Source organism: Acinetobacter sp. 1566109 (genome assembly GCF_000582255.1).
GTDB lineage: Bacteria > Pseudomonadota > Gammaproteobacteria > Pseudomonadales > Moraxellaceae > Acinetobacter > Acinetobacter nosocomialis.
Map to the genome: position 1 here is coordinate 54,026 of NZ_JEYB01000016.1, position 20,571 is coordinate 74,596.

The following is a 20,571-nucleotide window of genomic DNA, read 5'->3' on the forward strand; positions in this document are numbered from 1 at the left end:
AAAAAAAACTCCCGATCGGGAGTTTTTTTATATCTATGCTTCAACTTCTAAATTGAAAGTAACTGGTCCATCATTAATGAGGTGTACTTTCATATCAGCAGCAAAAATACCTGTTTGAACATTTTCAAACTGTGAACGGGTATATTCAACCAACTGTTCATAAAGTGCTTTTGCGTCGCTCGGTGGCATGGCTGGACCAAAGTCTGGACGTAAGCCTTTTTGGGTTTGTGCCATGAGCGTGAACTGAGAGACAAGCAGGACTCCGCCATTTGCTTGAGATACATTCCAGCCCATTTTGCCTTGCTCATCATCAAAAATACGATATTTCAAAATCTTATCGATAAGCTTCTGACCTGTGGCTAAAGTATCGTCTCGGCCAATTCCTAAAAAAACCAATAAGCCATTCTGGATTTCACCGGTCGTTTCACCGTCTACCACCACTTTAGCTTCAAGAACTCGTTGTATTAAAGCGCGCATTGTTAGAGAGAGTTTCTGCAATTATTTGAATTGATGCAGTTTAGCAGAAATTAATTTAAATGATTTTTAAAAGGAAATTTCATGGAGTTGCAACAATGGTATAAAAGCTCATAATTCATCTATAAAAATATGCTTTAATGCTAAGAAGCAAGCGAATAATCATTGACTATGTCTCCAATTATCCATTCTTTACTTGATACAGACTTGTACAAATTTACGATGCTACAAGTGGTTTTGCATAAATTCCCGCAAACACATAGTGTCTACCATTTTCGTTGCAGAAATTTAGAAGATACTGTTTATCCATTAGTGGATATTTTGGATGACTTAAACGAGCAACTCGACCATTTATGTAATCTCAAATATAAAGAAGACGAACTACAATATTTAAGAAAATTACGCTTTATTAAAAGCGACTTTGTCGATTATTTAGAATTATTCCAACTTAAACGACGTTTTATTCAGGCCAGTATTGATAATGAAGGTCGACTAGATATTCGGATTGAAGGGCCAATGGTTCAGGCCATGATGTTCGAGATTTTTGTTTTAGCGATTGTAAATGAATTATATTTTAGCCGCATTAAAACAGACGAAGTTTGGGCGGAAGGCGAACGACGTTTACAAGCAAAGCTTGAATTGATTCAGCAGTACGAAAAATCTCAACAGCCGAATGACCCTCCATTTTTAGTTTCTGATTTTGGTACACGCCGTCGGTATAGTTTTGAATGGCAAAAACATGTAGTTGCTGCATTTCATAAAACTGTGCCAAATGTATTTCGTGGAACAAGTAATGTTTTGCTGGCTAAAGAATTAAATATCACGCCAATTGGAACCATGGCACATGAATTCTTGCAGGCGTTTCAGGCGCTTGATGTCCGTTTACGTGATTTTCAAAAAGCTGCTTTAGAAACATGGGTTCAAGAATATCGTGGAGACTTGGGAATTGCTTTGACTGACGTTGTTGGGATGGACGCTTTCTTACGTGATTTTGACCTGTATTTTGCCAAACTATTTGATGGCTTACGTCATGACAGTGGTGACCCATATGAATGGGGTGATAAGGCTTATGCGCACTACCGTAAATTAAAAATTGACACCAAAACTAAAATGTTGACCTTTAGTGATGGCCTTAATTTGCCAAAGGCTTGGGAGCTACATCAATATTTCAAAGACCGTTTTCAGGTGAGTTTCGGTATTGGTACGAATTTGACTAATGACATGGGCCAAACACCGCTCAATATTGTATTGAAACTGGTTGAGTGTAATGGCCAGTCGGTTGCTAAAATTTCGGATAGCCCTGGCAAAACCATGACTGATAACGATACGTTCTTGGCTTATTTACGTCAGGTTTTCCAAATTGAAGAACTTGATGAAGCTGTTTAATCACAATGTAGTCTGACAGTTTGGCAGCTACTTAATGCTTGTGAATGTTTATATCTGATTTTCTGCTAAACGGTAGCAGAAAATCAGAGTTTGATAGATATAAGCTTATGCTAAGATGAAATTAAGCTGGTATAAAAAGTAACCATGACGATGACACTCCCTGATTTTAAACTCGATTTATTAATAGAAGCAGAAGAGTTAGTGCCTTATTTAGGCAATGAATATATCCGTATTGTAGATTTGAGTCGTGCATCAGTTTATGAGCAGCTCCATATTCCACATGCAATTCATTTACAGCCTAAATGGTTGGTCGCTCAGCATGAAGAAGCCACTGGTATTTTGCCAGATGAAGCAGGTTTACAAGCCCTCATTGAAAAATTGAATATTTCACCAAATCACCATGTAGTGGTCTACGATGATGAAGGTGGAGCATGGGCAGGACGTTTAATCTGGAATTTGCATTGCTTAGGATTTACACGTACGAGTTTAATTAATGGCGGTATTCATGCATGGCTTGGGGCAGGTTTACCGACTACAGCTGAGGTTGAAGAACTGCCTCGAGTTGATGATTTAATCCAGATTGATTTATCACATGCTGCACAGTTCCGAGTGAACTATGAAGAATTACGTAAACAGGTTGAACAAGAAAGCATTCAATTGTGGGATTGCAGAACGATTGATGAGTACAGCGGTGTTCGTTTAGCAGCGCGACGCGGTGGTCACATCCCAAATGCACTCCATTTTGAATGGAGTACTGCACTTAATCGACAAAATCATCTAAAATTGCATCCGCTTGAACGCACGCGGCAGCGTCTTGAACAACTTGGGTTCGATTTAAAACAACCTGTAGTCGTATACTGCCAGTCACATCACCGTTCTGGTTTGGCCTATATTTTGGCTAGACTTTTGGGTTGGGAAGCAAAAGCCTATGATGGTGCGTGGAGTGAATGGGGCAATCGCCTCGATAGTCCTATCATTACTGGAGAATCGCCGTCTTGAGTTTTACATCTCGCTTAAAAAAAGAATTATTTATTAAGGCACAAAATCTTGTTCCTCAGCATCAGTTAAGCCGTGTGGTGGGTAAAGTTGCTGCAAGTGAAAATCCGGTATTAAAAGCTGCGGTTATTCATGCATTTAAAACCAAATACGGTATTGACTTGTCGATTGCTGAACAAGGCAATGCACTTAAATATAAATCTTTTAATGATTTCTTTACTCGTGCATTGAAAGATGGCGTACGACTGGTTGATGAAAACCCAGTTAGTATTGTTTCACCAGCAGATGGCGCAATTTCTCAAATTGGTAAAATTACTGCTGGCGAAGTTTTTCAGGCAAAAGGCCAAAGTTTCTCTGTAGAAAAATTAATTGGTGACCCACAACTTGCTCAACCTTTCCAAGAAGGTGAGTTTGCAACGGTTTATTTGTCTCCACGCGATTATCACCGTGTTCATATGCCATTTTCAGGCACATTAACTGAAACTTTATATGTACCGGGTGAGTTATTTTCAGTAAATCAGGTGACTGCTGAAAATGTACCGGGTTTATTTGCCCGTAATGAGCGTATGGTTTGCTTGTTTGATACTGAACTTGGTCGTATGGCTGTTGTTTTAGTCGGCGCTATGATTGTTGCAGGTATTGAAACTGTGGCAACAGGTAAAGTAAAACCATCGGGTCGTATCGAATTACAGCATCATCAGTTGAAGCTAGAGAAAGGTGCGGAGCTTGGTCGTTTTTATTTAGGTTCTACTGCTATTATTTTATTTGAAAAAGATAAAATCGAGTGGGAAAAACGTTTTAAAGCCGAGTCAGTTGTTGTCATGGGCGAACGTATGGGCCACACGATTTAACTCATAAATAATAAAAAAAGAGAGCATTTGCTCTCTTTTTTTATTCACATTTTTATAATTAACTATATTTTTAAATATAATGTTTATCAGTAAATAAATTTTCAACTCATTATAAATACTTACTAAGAGAATAAAATGTCCCAAACTCCTATCATTAGCCTATATTTTGCTTCGGTTTTGACTTTTGTGGCCGCGTTACTTCATTTTATTTGCGTGTTTTGGGGAGCAAATGGTTTTCGGTTTTTAGGGGCTGGGAAAAGTATTGTTCAGATGGTCGAAAAAGGGCATTGGTACCCGAATTTTATGGCTATAGCTGTAGGTTTTATTCTTTGTATTTTCTCTTTCTATGCTTTTTGCGCAGCAACTCGTTTTATGAATTTACCATTTGAAAAAATGATTATTTCTCTAGTTGCCATTCCATTTATTTTGCGTGGTTTGGCATTTCCATGGTTAAAGGCTAGATTTAGTGGAAATAGTGATCTATTTTGGTATGTGAGTTCTTTCATTTGCCTCTTGTTGGGTTCGTTATATGCAATAGGGGCATATTCTTTATAAGTTCAATTTGAAATGATGATTAGAAAGTAGAGGAGTAATCCCTTGATTAAAAAAAGTAATTCTTTATTAAAATTTTTATTGAGCAGTATTTGTTTGGCATCCGGTTCTGCTATGGCTACTCCAATGACAGACTTGAGTAAGCAAATAGTGAGTGAAAAACCGGGTTCTATACTGTCCATTGAACAACAAGATGTGACGAGTTTATTTCCTCATGCAGATCAACGTTTGCTGGTCAATTATCGTAGTCGAGGTGTGAATGGTGAACCTATCGTTGCCTCAGCATTTATTTTATTACCAAAAGGAACGCCTCCAAAAAATGGCTGGCCTATACTGGCTTGGGCGCATGGCACGACCGGAGTTGCTGACACCTGTGCACCTTCTGGTGACTATGTAGGTGGCCCTGTTCATTCTTATCAAGAAGTTGCTTCCAAAGCTTTAGATTCTTGGCTTGCACGCGGCTATGCGGTCGTTGCACCCGATTATCAGGGATTAGGTACGCTAGGTGCACATCCTTATATGAATGCCAAGAGCCAACTGCACACGGTGGTAGATGCCGTACGAGCGTTACATGCAGTTAAGCCAAAAGATTTTAATAAACAATGGCTAGTGATGGGCCATAGCCAAGGCGGAGCTGCTGCTATTGCCGTGGCGGCTTATGGGCAAAAAGATGCACCTGAACTAGATTTAAAAGGAGCGATTGCGCTTGCGCCAGGTGGCTATCAATATGAAGGTATTGCAGAATATGTAAAAACTAATCCGAACCCAGAACCTAGTGTGGCAGCTTTCTTCCCGATTGTGTTATTGGGAGCGCAAGCAGCAGAACCAAGTATTGTCCCTGAAAATTTAGTTAGTCCCGAAATGAACACTGTACTAACGCAAGCACGTAGCCGCTGTTTATCTGAACTTCAATCTGACTTGAAGAAATCTCCTTCTAATATATTTAAAGCTAATGCAGATTTAAGACCTCTTTTGACTTATCTGAAGCAGCAGTCCATTGAAAATATGGTGCCTAGCGTACCATTAATGATCGTACAAGGTTCTAAAGATCATTTGGTTGACCCGAGAGGGACATATGCTTATTACCAACAGCTATGCAAATCAAAAAAGCCAACTATTTATCAAAAAATTGATGGGGGAGATCATCGCGATGCACTGCGTCAGAGTAGTACTTTTGCCACCAACTTTTTAAATATTATAGAAAAAAATCAGACTAAATCTTATTGCTCTAATTTTAAATAAATAGTTTGAAATGTGACAAAAAAGCCGACTTTTCAAGAGTCGGCTTTTTATATGTGAGAAGGCAACTTTAGGTCATGTTATATAGTCTTTCTTTTGGAAAAACTGCGGTAAAGGTTGACCCTTCATTTTCTTTAGATTGGACGTCTAAATAAGCACCATGCTGCATCAGTACGTGTTTTACAATCGCAAGGCCTAAACCCGTTCCACCTGTTTGGCGACTACGGTCACTATCTACGCGATAAAAGCGTTCGGTCAGACGCGGTAAATGTTTCGGGTTAATCCCGATACCGGTATCTTGTACGCTAAAGTAAGCATGTTCACCGTCATCATGCCAGCCAATAGTAATGGTTCCACCTTTGGGTGTGTATTTAATGGCATTGGTAATTAAATTACTAAATGCGCTGGCAATTTCCATGTCGGAACCAATCAGGTCACAGTGGCTATCAATATGCAAATTGAGTGTGTGGCCATAATCGGCATTGTAGGCCTGAGCATCATCAAACAGTTGATTCATTAAGCTCGGCATTTCAATAATCTGATTTTTTGCAATTTTTTTGTTATTTTCTAAATTTGATAACAGCAATAAATCATTCACTAACGCATTCATACGTTTTGTTTGTGATTGCATTTGGTCAAATGCACGTTTCCAGCGTGGGCTAATATCTTCTTGGTCGGTAAATGTTTCGATATAGCCGCTCAGTACAGTTAAGGGGGTGCGAAGCTCATGCGAAATATTATCGACGAAGTCCTTACGCATTTGCTCAAGGTTGTGCATACGCGTTACGTCGTAAGCTACAAGTAAGCGACTTTCTCCACCGAACCGTGTGAGCTTAACCTGTACATAACGGTCATCATCAAGATTAGAATGGAGTTTAATCCCATCGGGCGCTTGATCAATATTGTTAAAATATTCAATAAAAGTAGGCTGACGCAAAATAGTTAATAAGTTGCGACCACGGTCAAGTGGACTAATTCCCAGTAAACGCTCTGCGGCTGGGTTCCACCATTCGATTTGATGTTGATCATCAATTAAAACAACTGCCTCAGCTAGGGCAACTAAAGAAGATTGGGCACGGTCAATTAGCCCAACCATTTCGGCCTGAACAATTCGTTCCTGACGCTGAGCACGATACACATTAAATAATAATGCCCCCCAAATACCACTTAGGTTGGGAGGAACATCGTAAGGATTGTTGGCAATCCAGTCATTCACCAAATATAAAGAACGTAACTGGAGCGCAAAAAACACCACGAAGGCGATAAAAATACAGCTCCAGAAATACCCAACCCCTAAACCGACTAACCCTGCAATAATCAGGAAAAATAATAAAAGTCGTAAATCTTGTTTAGCAAACGTCCACAAACTACTGTAACGGGAAAGCTTTTGTTCACGTACCTGTTCAGGGACGGGGTAGGGTTCATACATAAATTTTGGTTAACCTGCGGCTAAATCTGCACGTGTAGAGAAACGATAACCTGTACCACGTACGGTTTGAACAAATCGGTCAACACCAAAAGGTTCTAACACTTTACGCAAACGACGGATATGTACATCGATGGTACGGTCTTCGATGTATACATTACCGCCCCACACCTGATCGAGCAACTGGGCACGTGTATATGCACGTTCTGGATGGGTCATAAAAAATGCAAGCAAGCGATATTCTGTTGGTCCCATATCTAAAATGCTGTTACCAAAGCTTACGCGTTGGCTTACAGGATCAAGAATTAAACCATTGGCATCAATTGTTTTTTCACCGCTTAGCGCATTTGCACGGCGTAAAACAGCTTTAATACGAGAAACCAGTTCACGTGTTGAAAATGGCTTAGTCATATAATCGTCTGCACCGGCATCTAGACCTTGTACCTTGTGGTCTTCCTCACCGCGCGCGGTGAGCATAATGACTGGAATTTCTGCTAGGTTTTCATCGCGTTTTAAGCGGCGGCATAAATCCACACCACTTACGCCTCCAGGTAACATCCAATCAAGCAAGATAAGTGCTGGACGTTGGTCGACGATAATTTGATGGGCCTGTTTGGCATCTTCAGCCTGTAAACATTGAAAGCCTGCCATATCCAAAGAAGTATGGATCATTTCACGAATAGGAAGCTCATCATCGACAATTAAAATATAGTCATCTTTCACAGCGTAATACCTTGTAGATTTTAACGGTGAACCGTTTTGTAGTTATGACAGGCTTATTACAAAGATTAATTATGACAATTTCATTGCAGAAAAGTCTATAAAATCGAATTTAGCAATAATTTGTGACAAAAATACGGCAAGCACATGACCGAATGATGACAGGGATGCATAAATTTTCTTAAAGCCATTCAATATGTTAACAGTTTGCTTCCAGCTAGGTTTTTAGCCTTAAAGCAGTGTCAAAAAACTTTAATATTATTTTGAAACTTGTGCCAACAAAGACAAGAAAACAATACGGCAGGCTGTTAAAACTTGTTCAAGAGACTGCTCAAAACCACCCATGACCCATCGAATCGCGATTTGAGTCACATATCCGTTTAAGCCCGTTGCAATTAAAGAGAGCTCATTTTCCTTGTGCTGTATTTGCGGCATGGTCAGCATAACGAACGCTTGAATCATACGGTCAAACTGGGCAAGGGTTTCTTGAATCGTTGCCTGATTATGTAATTCCTGCACCAGAACTGCATCAACGTAGACGATACGAGCTAAACGAGGGTCATCTTTTAAGGTTGTCAGTAGCGCTCTTAACCCTGCATCGACCATTTTTTCCGGATCGGGTGCAGCCTTAATCACAGCTTGCATTAAGTTTTGCTGTAATTCTTCAATCATTTTTAAAAAGATAGTTTGGAATAAATCCTCACTCTTTTTAAATGATTCATAAAAATAACGTTCAGTGAGTTTTGCTTCTTGGCAGACATCTTTTACCGTCACTGAAAAAAAGCCAAGGGTTCCATAAGTCGCAATACCGGCTTCAATGAGTTTTTCGCGGCGTGCCTCTTTGCGCTCAGACAGAGATAATCCTTTGAACTGGCGTTCTTTACCCGCAGTTTTTGTTTTCTTTTTATTGGTTGAGTCGTTTGTCGCCATAAATAAATGGTTTCCTGATTTATCGGTTTTTCAGCAAGTATGAGGCTTATGATAAAGCTGTCAGCAGAATTGTGCCAATCTATCTGAAATTACAGTGTACTATATTGACAATGAATATTGTCAAAATTATATTAAAAGAGTCTAAAGTGCACATGCAATGAACCGGTTGTGCAAATCGAAAAACAAAGGATGGACAATGAAAAATTTTAAAAACAAAGTCGCTGCAATCACAGGTGCAGGTTCTGGCATTGGGCAACAATTAGCAATTCTGTTGGCGAAACAAGGCTGCCATCTTTCATTAAGTGATATTAATGAAAAGGGTTTAGAGAAAACTGTTGAGCTATTAAAACCGTACAGTAATATTACTGTAACAACTAAAAAGTTGGATGTTTCTGATCGTGAAGCGGTAAAGCAGTGGGCACAGGAAACCGTTCAAGATCATGGCTCTGTTAATCTCATTTTTAACAATGCTGGTGTCGCTTTAGGTTCAACTGTAGAAGGCGCAAGCTACGAAGATTTAGAGTGGATCGTTGGAATTAATTTTTGGGGCGTGGTTTACGGTACCAAAGAATTTTTACCGTTCATTAAGCAAACTCAAGATGGGCACATTATTAACATTTCGAGCTTATTTGGTTTAACAGCTCAGCCAACTCAGTCTGGCTATAATGCAACCAAATTTGCAGTGCGTGGATTTACCGAATCGTTACGCCAAGAGTTAGACATTGAAAAATGTGGCGTAAGTTCGCTATGTGTACATCCGGGAGGCATTCGCACCAATATTGCTAAAGCTGCAAAAATGAATGACAGTTTGAGTAGTTTGGGTATGGACCCAGCTAAATCTATTCAAAACTTTGATAAATTCCTACGTACTCCACCAGAAGAAGCAGCTCGTCAAATTCTAGATGCCGTTTTGAAAAATAAACGCCGTTTATTGATTGGTAGTGATGCAAAATTTCTTGATGCACTTCAGCGTTTGTTCCCAACTGGATATCAACGTGCTTCAACCGTTGTAACCAAATGGATGAAATAAGATTTAAATTAAAAAAGCCATCAATTGATGGCTTTTTTTATAAGGCTTAAGCTGTTTTAAATAAGAACTTTGATCTTCTTTTTCTTCCAGATAAACTGGTAATACAAGCCTTGAACGATACAAAGGCTCACAAATGCCAAGGCATAAGCAATCCAGATTCCTTTAAGCCCCCACATTGAGCTAAACCAGTAAGCGCATGGGATTTCAATTAACAAAATAGCCGAGATATTTAACAGCATTGGGACGGTAACTGTACCGCTGGCCCGCATGATTGATGCAAAAATAGCACCTGCACCAAAAAATAAAATTGCCCAAAGTACAATAAATAAGAGCTGCTGTCCTAATACCACCACAGTTGGGTCGGTAATGAATAAGGCCATCAAATATTTTGAAAATAGATAGCCAAGTGCAATTAACACACCTGTGAATAAAAAGTTCATGCCTAAAGCTGTGCGTGTAACACGTGCGAGTAAGTCTGATTTACCTGCACCAATTGCTTGAGCTGCAAAAATTGAGGCTGCAATTGAGATAGACAAAGCAGGGAACTGAATATAGTTGAGTACTTGGTTGACGGCACCATAGGCAGCTGTGGCATGAGCACCAAAGCGGTTAACTAAACCTACAATCACGAGTCCCGCCATAGAGGTGGTAATCATTTGAATACCAGTTGGCACACCCAGACGTAAAATGATCTTGCTCAGTTCTGGGTTGTGGCGGATATGCTGCAAAAGCTGGCGGTTCGGTCGAAGTGGGTGCTTTTTCTTATTTAGATAAATCGCAAGAAAAATTAAAATCGCAATATAACTAATAATTGATGCTATAGCGGGTGCAATAATCCCTAGAGCAGGGAAGCCAAAATAACCTTTAAGCAAAATTGGGGTAATAATCACACCGATTACACTGGTTAAAGCCAGTGCCAGTAAGGGCGTGGTGCTGTCACCTACCCCACGTAAAATTGAGGTATAGATAATATAAACAAATAGAAGTGGACTACCTGCGAGCATCCATTGCACATAAGGTAAAGCAAGATGCATCACCTTGGGATCAGTACCTAAAAGCTCTAAAATATCATGGGCGAAGAATGCCCCAATAATCGCGGTAATGATTCCACCAATGATAGTCATAAAAAGAGTAGAACCCACCACACTTTGAACTTTTTCTATATCCTGCGCGCCCCATGCCTGTCCTACTAAAACAGTAGTACCAGTTGAAACTCCAATAATAAAGGCAAGTAGTAAAAACAAAATGGGGAAATATACAGAGACGGCGGCAATTGCATCGACCCCCATCATTTGTCCAACAAAGATGGTATTAATGGTGCCAGATAAATTTTGCAAGATATTGGTAGCAATGAGCGGCAATAAGAAAACAAAAAATGTTTTCCATAGATTTTGCTGATGTATTAAAGACTGTCTTGGTGGCATGTGTTCTCCATCGCCCATCTCTTTGATGAGCGGGGCGGACATTCAACTTAGCATATTTAGTTGAAATTTCTTGTAGTGTTTTACTATGCTAAGTTTCTAAATTTATTAACATTCATTCAAGATTTCTCCTGCTTTTTGCAATGTTTCATCATTTTTAGCAAAGCAGAAACGAATCAGGCGTAAAGACTCAGGTGCTTGTTGGTAAAACACTGAAACAGGAATAGCCACAATTTTATGTTGCTCGGCAAGAAACTGGCACATTTCAACATCGTTTAAGTCGGGTCTAATCTGACTGTAATCAAGGTTTTGGAAATAAGTCCCTTGAGATGGTTTAAATAAAAAACGACTATTGTGAATTGCCTGATTAAAACGATCTCGTTTAGTCTGATAAAACTGTGAAAGTTCCTGAATATGTTCTGGATGTTGCTGCATATATTGCGCAAGCGCAATCTGACAAGGGGTCGTACCACAGAAATTTGCATATTGATAAATTTGCCGGAATAGACGCATTAATTCAGGTGCAGCAACACAGTAACCGGTTTTCCAGCCTGTCACATGAAAGGTTTTTCCAAAAGAGCCAATCACAAAACTACGTTCTCTAAGCTCTGGAAAATGCAACGCGCTAAAGTGCTGTTGACCATCAAAAACTAAGTGTTCATAGACTTCGTCGGATAAAACCAAAATATTTTTATCTTGAATCAGTTCAATAAGTTCTAACCAGTCCTGTTTTTCCCAAATGGTGCCAGTTGGATTGTGGGGTGTATTCACCACAATCATACGGGTTTTATCGTTAATCAAATCTTTAACTTGTTGCCAGTTCACTTTAAAGTCAGGTGCTTGTAGAGCAATACGAACAGCTTTACCGCCTGCTAACTCGACAGAAGGTCCATAGCTGTCATAACTCGGATCAAAAATAATGACTTCATCACCTGCATTGATGCAGGCTTGTATGGCACAGAAAATTGCTATGGTCGCGCCAGGGGTGATTGTAATTTCTGTGATAGGGTCAAGTTGAATTTGATCACGCTGCTGAAACTGTAAAGCGAGCTGTTCACGTAGCGCGAGAATGCCATCACCAGGTGGGTACTGGTTATGTCCAGCCAAAGTTGCCTGAGCTAGAGCTTGGAGCAAAGCAGGCGGTGCAGGAAAGTCCGGGAAACCTTGTGAAAGGTTAAGTGCACCTAAGCGCTGTGCCATTGCCGTCATGGTACTAAAAATAGTTACCCCTTGTGCGGGCAATTTTGACTGAAGCTGTAGCATGTTATTCTCTTAAGATAATTATTAACGTTATAAAATCGATTCAATCGCTGCGCGAATTACACCTAGAGTTAAACCGATAAATGCACCGACCACAACACCGTTGACACGAATCATGTGTAAGTCACCACCGACTTCATTTTCAATTTTTCCAATCATTTCACGTGAGTCCCATTCATGAATGCGCTCACTCACATAGCGTATGATTTTATGGCTATATTGGTCCGTAAAGTTCATGGCAAGTCCTGTCATTTCTTTGTTGAGAACTTCACGTACTTTTACATTTTGAACAAGGTTTTCACCCAACTGCTGAATGGCAGCTCTGAGGTTCATTGCAATACCAGAGTCTTCTTTCATTAAATCTTCTTTAATGGCATCACATAAAATAGTGACAGCACCACTAATGAAATTTAGGACTTGAGGGCTATCTAGTAGCGCATCTTTACCGCTATTTAAGCGTTGACTGGCAACACTATCAGGATTTGCTAGCTCCAGCATAAGCGAATGGGCAATAGTTTCAATTTCCTGTCGCCATGGGTGCTCGTGGTCGGCCAGCATGGATTCTACTTTTTCCACCAATGAATCGATGGTGCGCTGCTGAACATCAATACCAATCCAGCTTGCACCTTTTGCAAGTGACCAGACACCCAGTGCTTTAAACATTTTTCGGGTTAATTCACGAGTTTTATCCGGGTTTTGTACCACCCACTCATGCGCGATATCGAGACCACGCTGCAATACATCTTGGTGGAAATCATTCTCCAATACTGCACGCAGCATTTCACTCGCAAGTTTATTGACTTGAGTGTTACGCACCCATTGCACGCTGTTGTTTTGCACGAAATTGGCAATTTGTTCTTGGCTCACAAATTCAAAAACTTTAGGTACAGTTTGCTGAATAAGCTGTACCACTTGCGTATTGTTTTGTGGGCTTGCTAGCCATTGACCAATGGCAAGGCTTAGGTCAGTTTTTTCTAAGCTTCGCTCTACCACTTGAGGTGACAGAAAGTTTTCCTGCACAAAGCGGCCCATTGACTCTGCAATACGGGCCTTATTGCGCGGAATAATTTCGGTATGATCCCGCAAAAATTTAGGGATAGGAAGCTTACCAAATGGGTTTCGAAACAAAACGGTAATCGCATACCAGTCTGCTAGTCCACCCACTACGCCAGCTTCCGCACCTAACATCAAAATATGAATTAAGTTTGTATACTCAGGCAGAAAGCGATTGGCAATCAATAACCCAATCCACAGCACTACTACAATAACCAGCGCCATGGTAGCGAAATATTTGCTGCGCTTCAGATTGGGTGCATGGTGTACTTCTTCTGCCATATTCATACAGTCATCCTATTCATTTTTGTTTTACTGGCGGTTCAGGCGGTGGCAACAACTCTCCTGTCGGACTTAAGCCATATTTTTGTCCGATGGATTTGAGAATTAACGTTGCATCAAAAGCGTCTTGAGGGGCCTGCTTTTGATCCCGATAACATTCAATAGTATACGACACTTGAACAGGGTCGATATTGACCACTTGTGGGAAATCATAGAACGGATCATGCCAGAAACCCGGATAACGACGCCCATAACCATACGGATAAAAACTCGGTGCAGCTGGATAAACCACAGCCTGACGAGGTGGTTTTTGGCTTTGATTACTTGGGTCATTTTGTACTTTAAAAAAGCGGAAGCCTTTTTGTACGGTCGTTTGTGCTGATTTCACTAAAGTAATTTCTTCAGCTGTTCCATAGCTCATGTTTGAGTCAGCTTGGAAACTGATTCGAAACGTTTGAGCATTTAACGGATAGGCTGAAAACTGGCCAAGCTGATCGAAGGTTTTTGGTTTGCTTGGTATAGTTGAACAAGCACTTAGAGTTAAGGCAGTGCCTAAAGCTAAACAAAGAGAGAGATATTTCATGGTGAACTCCCAGCTGAGCATGGAAGAATGGATGACTCAGCATTAAAAAAGAGAAGTCTTAAAAACTACTGTTCGGTTCTAGTAAAAATTCGGTTTCCTCTGGTGTTGAAACACGTCCAAGGATGGCATTGCGATGAGGATAACGTCCAAAGCGATCAATAATCACTTTATGCTTTTTCTCAAAGCTTAAATTAATTTCATTGCCGAGGCGTTGAAATAACTTTAAAGCAAACTCATGGATCAATTTTGATTCACTATGCATAAATGGCATATACAAAAATGAGCGCTGGTCAGGATTAAGCTGTGCATCGAGTTGTAAGCTAATTGCTTCTTGTGACAGTGCTAAAGCGAGGCTGTCATATGCAAAAGATTCAGGTTGATCACGATAAATGTTGCGAGAAAACTGATCTAGCACAATAATCTCTGCAAGACGACCTTCTGGGGTTTTCCGCCAAGACCAAAGTTCTGCTCGAGTTGCCTGCTGATGAATATCTGCAAATTGATCACGGATTTTTTTGTCAAAATCATCACTTTTTGCAAACCAAAGTGAACGGTGTTCAGGTGAAAACCAGAAGTTTAAAATGTCTTGATCGTTCATGATATTGACAACTCTTTAGCAATTATTCTTCAATAAAATCACAATTCTTTCGTGTCTTAAATAACAAGATTGTGATAAAAATTGCCAAACCGAAATGATGTGATCATATCAACATCCATATCATGTCACGATTTTGTATATAGTGATCTTTTATAAGCGAGCAAATGCATGAGTCAACCCACTACACCATCTCAATCAGTTATTCCTGCTTGGGTGGATTCGTCGCTACTACAAGGCATGTTACGTGGAATAGAACGTGAAAGCCTACGTATGCAAAGTAATGGGTTCTTATCACAAGAGTTACATCCAAAGGCATTAGGTTCAGCTTTAACACATCCAAAAATTACGACTGACTATTCAGAAGCGTTGATGGAGTTTATTACTTCACCACAGCCAACGATTGGTGATGCCTTGCATGAACTCACCGATATTCATGCGGTTGTACACCGTCATTTAGAAAATGGTGAAAAGCTCTGGCCGTTGTCTATGCCATGTATGCTAGATGACAACGAAGAACGAATTCGTTTAGCTCAATACGGTACTTCTAATATTGGTCGCTTTAAAACGCTTTATCGCCGTGGTTTGGGTATTCGTTATGGTCGCCGTATGCAGACCATTTCGGGCGTCCACTATAATTTATCTTTCCCTGATTCACTTTTTTCTGCCTTGCAGGAACATGAAACTGACGAAAAATTAAAAGCACTCAGTCTGCAAGATTATCGTAGCCACCGTTATTTTGGGCTTATTCGTAACTTTATTCGTCTGACCCCACTGGTTATGTTCTTAGTCGGGGCGAGTCCATCGGTTTGTCGTTGTTTCTTGACCGGACATGAACATCATTTGTTGCCTTTAATCAAAGGGTCATACTATTTACCTTATGCTACAGCATTACGGATGGGACGTTTAGGCTACCAAAACTCGGCACAAAAGAGTTTAGGTATCCATTACAACAACTTATCTGGTTATCTGGCTGGTTTACAAAAAGCAGTACATTCTCCTTACCCGCCATTTAGCCGTTTAGGGTTAAATGATGCCTCTGGTGAACCGTTGCAAATTAATGATCATGTTTTACAGATCGAGAATGAATATTACAGTCTCGTGCGTCCAAAACAGGTCCCGCACGCGGGAGAAACACCTTCTCAGGCCTTGCAAAATCGAGGAGTGGGTTATGTTGAACTTCGTGCAGTGGATGTAAATCCATATTCACCAATTGGTGTAAATGAAACAACGGCTGGTTTCCTTGAGGCACTGGCGCTTTATTGCTTACTCAGTGGTAGCCCTGAGTTGTTATGTCCCGAGCAAGATTTGATTGAGAAGAACCAGACAGAAGTGGTCAATCGTGGCCGAGCGCCAAATGCGACGATTACTGATTTAAACGGGTCTTACCATATTGAAGATTGGGCACGTCAGCACATTTCTAATATGCAGGATTGTGCCAAGTTACTCGATCAGACCTATGCGACAGATCTGTACAGCTCGGCTTTGGCCGTGATGCAAGAACGTATTGATGAAGTAGATGAAACACTATCTGCGCATGTGATTGATGACACGTTAAAGCATGGTGGAACCTGGAGCTTTGGCAGTCATATGGCACAGATGCATGCTGAAAGTTATGAAAAGCATGAAATCAGTGCAGAGACTTTGCAATATTTTGAACAATTGGCTGCACAATCTTTACATCAGCAAGAACAACTTGAACAAGATAGTCAGATCAGTTTTGATCAATATCTTGAACAATATAGATAAAAATGAGGTTTTACATGCGATTAAGTTACCGTTTGGTGAGTGGACTGCTTGTACTGGCAAGCATTGTCGGCATGTCTTTTGCGTTATATTTGGAACATGTAAAAGGGTTAGAGCCATGTCCGCTCTGTATTTTTCAACGTGTTGGCTTAATGGCAATGGGGTTTGTGGCGCTCATTGCATTTTTGCATAACCCAGTTTCTAATGCGGTTAAACGCTTCTATGCATTTTTAGCAGGCATTGCAATTTTATGGTCAGTGGGCGTGGCAGGCCGTCATGTTTGGCTACAGCATTTACCACCAGACCAAGTACCAAGTTGTGGACCAGGTTTAAATTATTTAATCGATGCACTACCCATGAAAGCAGTTTTACAAGAAGTCCTTTCTGGTTCAGGTGAGTGTGCTGCAATTGACTGGACTTTTTTAGGTCAGTCTTTACCAGTATGGTCTTTGGTTTATTTCCTTTTACTTTTACTGGTCTGTTTATGGCAGTTATTCCGTTTTTATCCGGCATTTAAGACTGCTAAAAAGTGAATTTAATATGATTAAAAAAAGCCCAACTTAAGTTGGGCTTTTTTTAATCATATTCGAACAAGTGAAAATATAAGAAAAATTGATAAAAATAACGCATAATTTTGTAGACAGATAGTTCTGTTTTTTATAAAGTGCAGCCGTTTATATATCCTAATGATTATAAAAAAATGGTTTTTAATATATTTAGTGTCTTGGAAAAAATAGGGCTAAATGCTCAGAAACGTGCTATCCATGTACAATTTTCTAATGAACTACTCAATAACCAAATATTCTTACAACGTATAGAAGGTCAACATCAGTTGAATGGTGGCCTAATGGCGGAATTGATCTGCCTTTCAACTAATGCCCAAATTGCATTGAAGCAATTTATTGGTGTTCAAGTCGCTGTTGATCAGGTCACTGATTCGGGGCAATTGTTCCGAACTACAGGTATTGTGACTGAGGCCAGTTATGGACAAAGTGATGGCGCTTTAACGCTTTATAAGCTGACTATAGAAGATGCGACAAATTTATGGCACAAACGCCGTAATAGTCGTGTTTTTATGAATAAAAGTATCGTAGAAATTACCGAAGTTTTATTTAAAGAGTGGCAAGAAAAAAGTCCACTGTTTGCTGCGAGTTTAAGTCTTGACTTGAGCGGCTTAGGTCAAAACTATGATATTCGACCTTTTACTATGCAGCATAATGAGTCTGACTATGACTTCCTTACGCGTTTATGGCGAAGTGAAGGTATTAGTTGGCTCATTGATGAAACAGAGCTTTTTGTTCCGCATTTTACTGCGCCAATACAAACTCAAAAACTAAGATTAATTGATGACAATAGCCAGTATCAGGCTTTAGAGCGTCGTAGTATTCGCTATCACAGAAGTAGCGCAACCGAATATCAAGATAGTATTACTGGCTTTGTTGCAGTACGGAGTTTGCAACCGACAGCGGTACATGTGCAGCGCTGGCAACCCGATGCCCTTACACAAGAAGAGGGTAATGGTTCGGTTGTTACCACGCATACACATTCAGACAGCTTTGACTCCGCCACTTTAAGTCTTGAGCAAGCATGGCATGTAAGCCCGGCTTGGATGCAAGATTTAAAAGGGGAAGATCAGGCAACGGCTTCAGGCAGTAGTCAATTAGAAAAACTAAATCAGCACTTCACCGACATGCATGCGAGTCGGGCTAAATACTTTAAAGCCTATAGTAGTGTCCGCGATAGCCAAGTCGGGTATTGGTTTAATCTACGCGAGCACCCTGAAATTGATCAGCATGAAGGGGCAGATCAAGAGTTCTTGATCATTGCTAAAAACTTCTATAATCAAAATAACTTACCTAAAGATTTACACCAGCAGGTTAGCCAGTTATTAACCCAAAGTCGTTGGGATCAAAATGGTTATGATGATATCGAACGTCAAGGTAATGAGCTGACTCTAATACGCCGTCAAATCAAAACTGCGCCTGAATATAATCCAGAACAGCATCGCCCAATTGCCTACCCACAACGAGCAAAAGTCGTGGGACCAGAGGGAGAAACCATTCATGTCGATGAATGGGGACGCATTAAAGTACGTTTTCTATTTACCCGTAGTGATGATCATGGCCATGATGGTGGTGCAGGTAGCAATGACAATGATACCGACTCGGCTTGGGTGGATGTACTGACTCCTTGGGCAGGAGAAGGTTATGGGGCACGTTTCTTGCCGCGTATTGGTGAAGTGGTTGTTATTGACTTCTTTGACGGCAATATTGACCGTCCATTTGTGACTGGGCGCATCCATGAAGCGCAGCGCTCACCCACTAAGTTCGATGTAAAAGGGCAACTTCCTGCAACTAAAAAACTGAGCGGGATTCGCAGTCAGGAAATCAATGGCAGTGGCTTTAACCAATTACGTTTTGATGACACAACCGGGCAAATCAGTACCCAACTCCAAAGTAGTCATGCAGCAACACAGCTGAATTTAGGTAATTTAAGTCATCCAAAAGAACAAGAGACGAGCCAAGGCCGTGGTGAAGGCTTTGAGCTCAGAACAGATGCTTGGGGAGCTGTGCGTGCGGGTAAAGGCATGCTCATTAGTACCTATGCACAAGAGCAAGCGATTGCAGATCATTTAGAGGCTGCACAAGCACAATCTTTACTTTCACAAGGCTATGAAAGCATGAAAATGCTCAGTGAAGTTGCAGCCAAGCAACAAACTGATGCTTTAAACGTGATTAATCGCTTACCCAAATTCATCCAGTCGCTTGAGCTAAAAACCACAGGTCAGGCATTAAATAGTACGGTAAATCTGTTTAAGGAAGGCATTAATAACGACCCTATTCATGCACTCAAAAGCTGTGGCGGCTTTATTGAGGATATTGGTGCTCTAGGCGGAAACGCAAAAGGCGTTGTAGATGAATTTAATGCTTTCTTTAGCGATGCCAAAGATGCAGTGGAAAACTTAAAAGCATTCATCGAAAACGTTGAAGAACATGGTGCCGACATCGTTAAAGGTAAACTTGCCAGCATAAAAGATCGTATTCATAAAAATCCATTTGAGAGTATTAAAGAGGTTGGAAAGGTCTTAGCGAATGTCGAGGCTAAGGACTTTGACCTAATGAGTGTATGTGGAACTTTTAGTAAAGGCAGTAAATTGGAAGTGTCACCTTCTAAAGCATTGAGTTCTTTACAAGGCTTTATGGAGGGTTATACCCAAGGTTTAGAAAGCAGTTCCGATACTAAACAGCAAGAGCAAGGCAAGATCTTCAGACAAGCCCTTATGTTGTTAGCATCGCCAAATGGCATTGCTTTGACAACACCTGAAAATATTATTTTGCAAGCGTCGCAAGATATTGCCGAAAGTGCTAGCGGTTCAATTAATTTGAGTGCACAGAAAAATATTATTGGGCATGCACAAGACAAAATTAGTTTCTTCGCTGCGCAAAAAGGTTTGCGCGCTTATGCAGCAAAAGGAAAGCTCGAACTACAAGCACAAGACGATGCTATTGAAGCAATTGCCAAGAAGGTCATTAAGCTGATTTCTACTGAAGATAAAATCGAGCTTACGAGTCCAAAAGAAATTGTATTAACCGCAGGTGGGTCACAGCTCAAAATTAATGCCAATGGCGTGTTTTCAACAACAGGCGGTAAGTTTGAAAGTAAAGCTGGGCAGCATTTGTTTACGAGTGGGGCCAAGGTTTCATATGAGGTTCCTAAGATGCCTAATACACCAAGTTTTAGTAATCGTTTAGATATATATGATCTATTTTGGGAAAGTGACTTTAGTAAGCTTAGCTATAAGGCATTCATTCCAGAGACAAATTCATTTACTTCAGGGGCTGTAGATGAGCATGGACGTACAGGAAAAATTAGTAGTGCTGATCCAACAAATGTTCAAGTTTTAATTGGTTCTGATGATGAATGGGGGCTATTAATTGATAGCTTTGATGAAGATGACTTTTTAGAAGATCAGAGCATAAATGGTAATAACTCTGGAATTGATAATAATACTGAAGATAGGGGCTGA

18 protein-coding genes are annotated in these 20,571 nt (G+C 40.4%); 9 read left to right on the forward strand and 9 right to left on the reverse strand.

The genetic code is table 11. The annotated features are described in order from the left end of the window. Positions 1 to 33: 33 nt before the first annotated feature. The gene (dtd, locus tag J582_RS13165; RefSeq protein WP_006581428.1) at positions 34 to 477 is read right to left on the reverse strand and encodes a D-aminoacyl-tRNA deacylase; all 444 of its coding nucleotides are present in this window, start codon (positions 475 to 477) and stop codon (positions 34 to 36) included. Between the two features lie 168 nt (positions 478 to 645). Between dtd and pncB the strand changes: the two genes are divergently transcribed. The 5 genes from pncB (at position 646) to J582_RS13190 (ending at position 5,501) form a co-directional block, all read left to right on the forward strand. Then, positions 646 to 1,860 (forward strand): nicotinate phosphoribosyltransferase, encoded by a 1,215-nt coding sequence (gene pncB, locus J582_RS13170; protein WP_004711411.1) that lies wholly within the window; start codon positions 646 to 648, stop codon positions 1,858 to 1,860. A gap of 150 nt (positions 1,861 to 2,010) precedes the next feature. Further along, positions 2,011 to 2,859, forward strand: coding sequence for a sulfurtransferase (locus J582_RS13175; RefSeq protein WP_016805735.1), 849 nt, complete (start codon positions 2,011 to 2,013; stop codon positions 2,857 to 2,859). Continuing rightward, positions 2,856 to 3,707, forward strand: coding sequence for an archaetidylserine decarboxylase (asd, locus tag J582_RS13180; protein WP_031983176.1), 852 nt, complete (start codon positions 2,856 to 2,858; stop codon positions 3,705 to 3,707). Before J582_RS13175 ends, asd begins: the two co-directional genes overlap by 4 nt. 135 nt (positions 3,708 to 3,842) lie before the next feature. After that, positions 3,843 to 4,262, forward strand: coding sequence for a hypothetical protein (locus J582_RS13185; protein WP_002053721.1), 420 nt, complete (start codon positions 3,843 to 3,845; stop codon positions 4,260 to 4,262). Positions 4,263 to 4,304: 42 nt separating this feature from the next. Further along, a complete protein-coding gene (locus J582_RS13190) occupies positions 4,305 to 5,501 on the forward strand; it encodes an alpha/beta fold hydrolase (protein ID WP_031983175.1) in 1,197 nt (398 codons plus the stop codon). 67 nt (positions 5,502 to 5,568) lie between these two features. Here the strand turns inward: J582_RS13190 and phoR are convergent, their stop codons facing one another. The 3 genes from phoR to J582_RS13205 form a co-directional block, all read right to left on the reverse strand. Further along, a complete protein-coding gene (phoR, locus tag J582_RS13195) occupies positions 5,569 to 6,927 on the reverse strand; it encodes a phosphate regulon sensor histidine kinase PhoR (RefSeq protein ID WP_002053999.1) in 1,359 nt (452 codons plus the stop codon). Between the two features lie 9 nt (positions 6,928 to 6,936). After that, positions 6,937 to 7,647: a phosphate regulon transcriptional regulator PhoB gene (phoB, locus tag J582_RS13200; RefSeq protein WP_000650776.1), complete on the reverse strand. Its 711-nt coding sequence runs from the start codon at positions 7,645 to 7,647 to the stop codon at positions 6,937 to 6,939. A gap of 255 nt (positions 7,648 to 7,902) precedes the next feature. Beyond that, a complete protein-coding gene (locus J582_RS13205; protein WP_002053829.1) occupies positions 7,903 to 8,574 on the reverse strand; it encodes a TetR/AcrR family transcriptional regulator in 672 nt (223 codons plus the stop codon). 196 nt (positions 8,575 to 8,770) lie between these two features. Between J582_RS13205 and J582_RS13210 the strand changes: the two genes are divergently transcribed. Further along, a complete protein-coding gene (locus J582_RS13210) occupies positions 8,771 to 9,604 on the forward strand; it encodes an SDR family NAD(P)-dependent oxidoreductase (protein WP_002053911.1) in 834 nt (277 codons plus the stop codon). Positions 9,605 to 9,660: 56 nt separating this feature from the next. Here the strand turns inward: J582_RS13210 and J582_RS13215 are convergent, their stop codons facing one another. The 5 genes from J582_RS13215 to J582_RS13235 form a co-directional block, all read right to left on the reverse strand. Further along, a complete protein-coding gene (locus tag J582_RS13215; RefSeq protein WP_009503931.1) occupies positions 9,661 to 11,028 on the reverse strand; it encodes an MATE family efflux transporter in 1,368 nt (455 codons plus the stop codon). 105 nt (positions 11,029 to 11,133) lie between these two features. Next, positions 11,134 to 12,288 (reverse strand): pyridoxal phosphate-dependent aminotransferase, encoded by a 1,155-nt coding sequence (locus J582_RS13220; RefSeq protein ID WP_031983174.1) that lies wholly within the window; start codon positions 12,286 to 12,288, stop codon positions 11,134 to 11,136. Between the two features lie 27 nt (positions 12,289 to 12,315). Then, on the reverse strand, positions 12,316 to 13,626 hold the full coding sequence (locus J582_RS13225) for a DUF445 domain-containing protein (RefSeq protein ID WP_004884953.1): 1,311 nt from the start codon (positions 13,624 to 13,626) through the stop codon (positions 12,316 to 12,318). 13 nt (positions 13,627 to 13,639) lie between these two features. Beyond that, complete coding sequence (locus J582_RS13230; RefSeq protein WP_004884951.1) at positions 13,640 to 14,203, reverse strand: CC0125/CC1285 family lipoprotein; 564 nt, start codon at positions 14,201 to 14,203, stop codon at positions 13,640 to 13,642. Between the two features lie 58 nt (positions 14,204 to 14,261). Next, positions 14,262 to 14,801 carry a DUF924 family protein gene (locus J582_RS13235; RefSeq protein WP_009503942.1) on the reverse strand — a complete coding sequence of 180 codons (540 nt, stop codon included), beginning with the start codon at positions 14,799 to 14,801 and terminating at the stop codon, positions 14,262 to 14,264. Between the two features lie 168 nt (positions 14,802 to 14,969). On the opposite strand from J582_RS13235, the gene gshA reads away from it, so the two are divergent. The 3 genes from gshA (at position 14,970) to J582_RS13250 (ending at position 20,571) form a co-directional block, all read left to right on the forward strand. Beyond that, positions 14,970 to 16,547, forward strand: coding sequence for a glutamate--cysteine ligase (gene gshA / locus J582_RS13240; protein WP_031983173.1), 1,578 nt, complete (start codon positions 14,970 to 14,972; stop codon positions 16,545 to 16,547). 14 nt (positions 16,548 to 16,561) lie between these two features. Continuing rightward, a complete protein-coding gene (locus J582_RS13245) occupies positions 16,562 to 17,077 on the forward strand; it encodes a disulfide bond formation protein B (protein ID WP_006581420.1) in 516 nt (171 codons plus the stop codon). A 167-nt stretch (positions 17,078 to 17,244) separates the two neighbouring features. After that, entirely contained in the window at positions 17,245 to 20,571 is a 3,327-nt protein-coding gene (locus J582_RS13250; RefSeq protein WP_031983171.1) for a type VI secretion system Vgr family protein, read from the forward strand.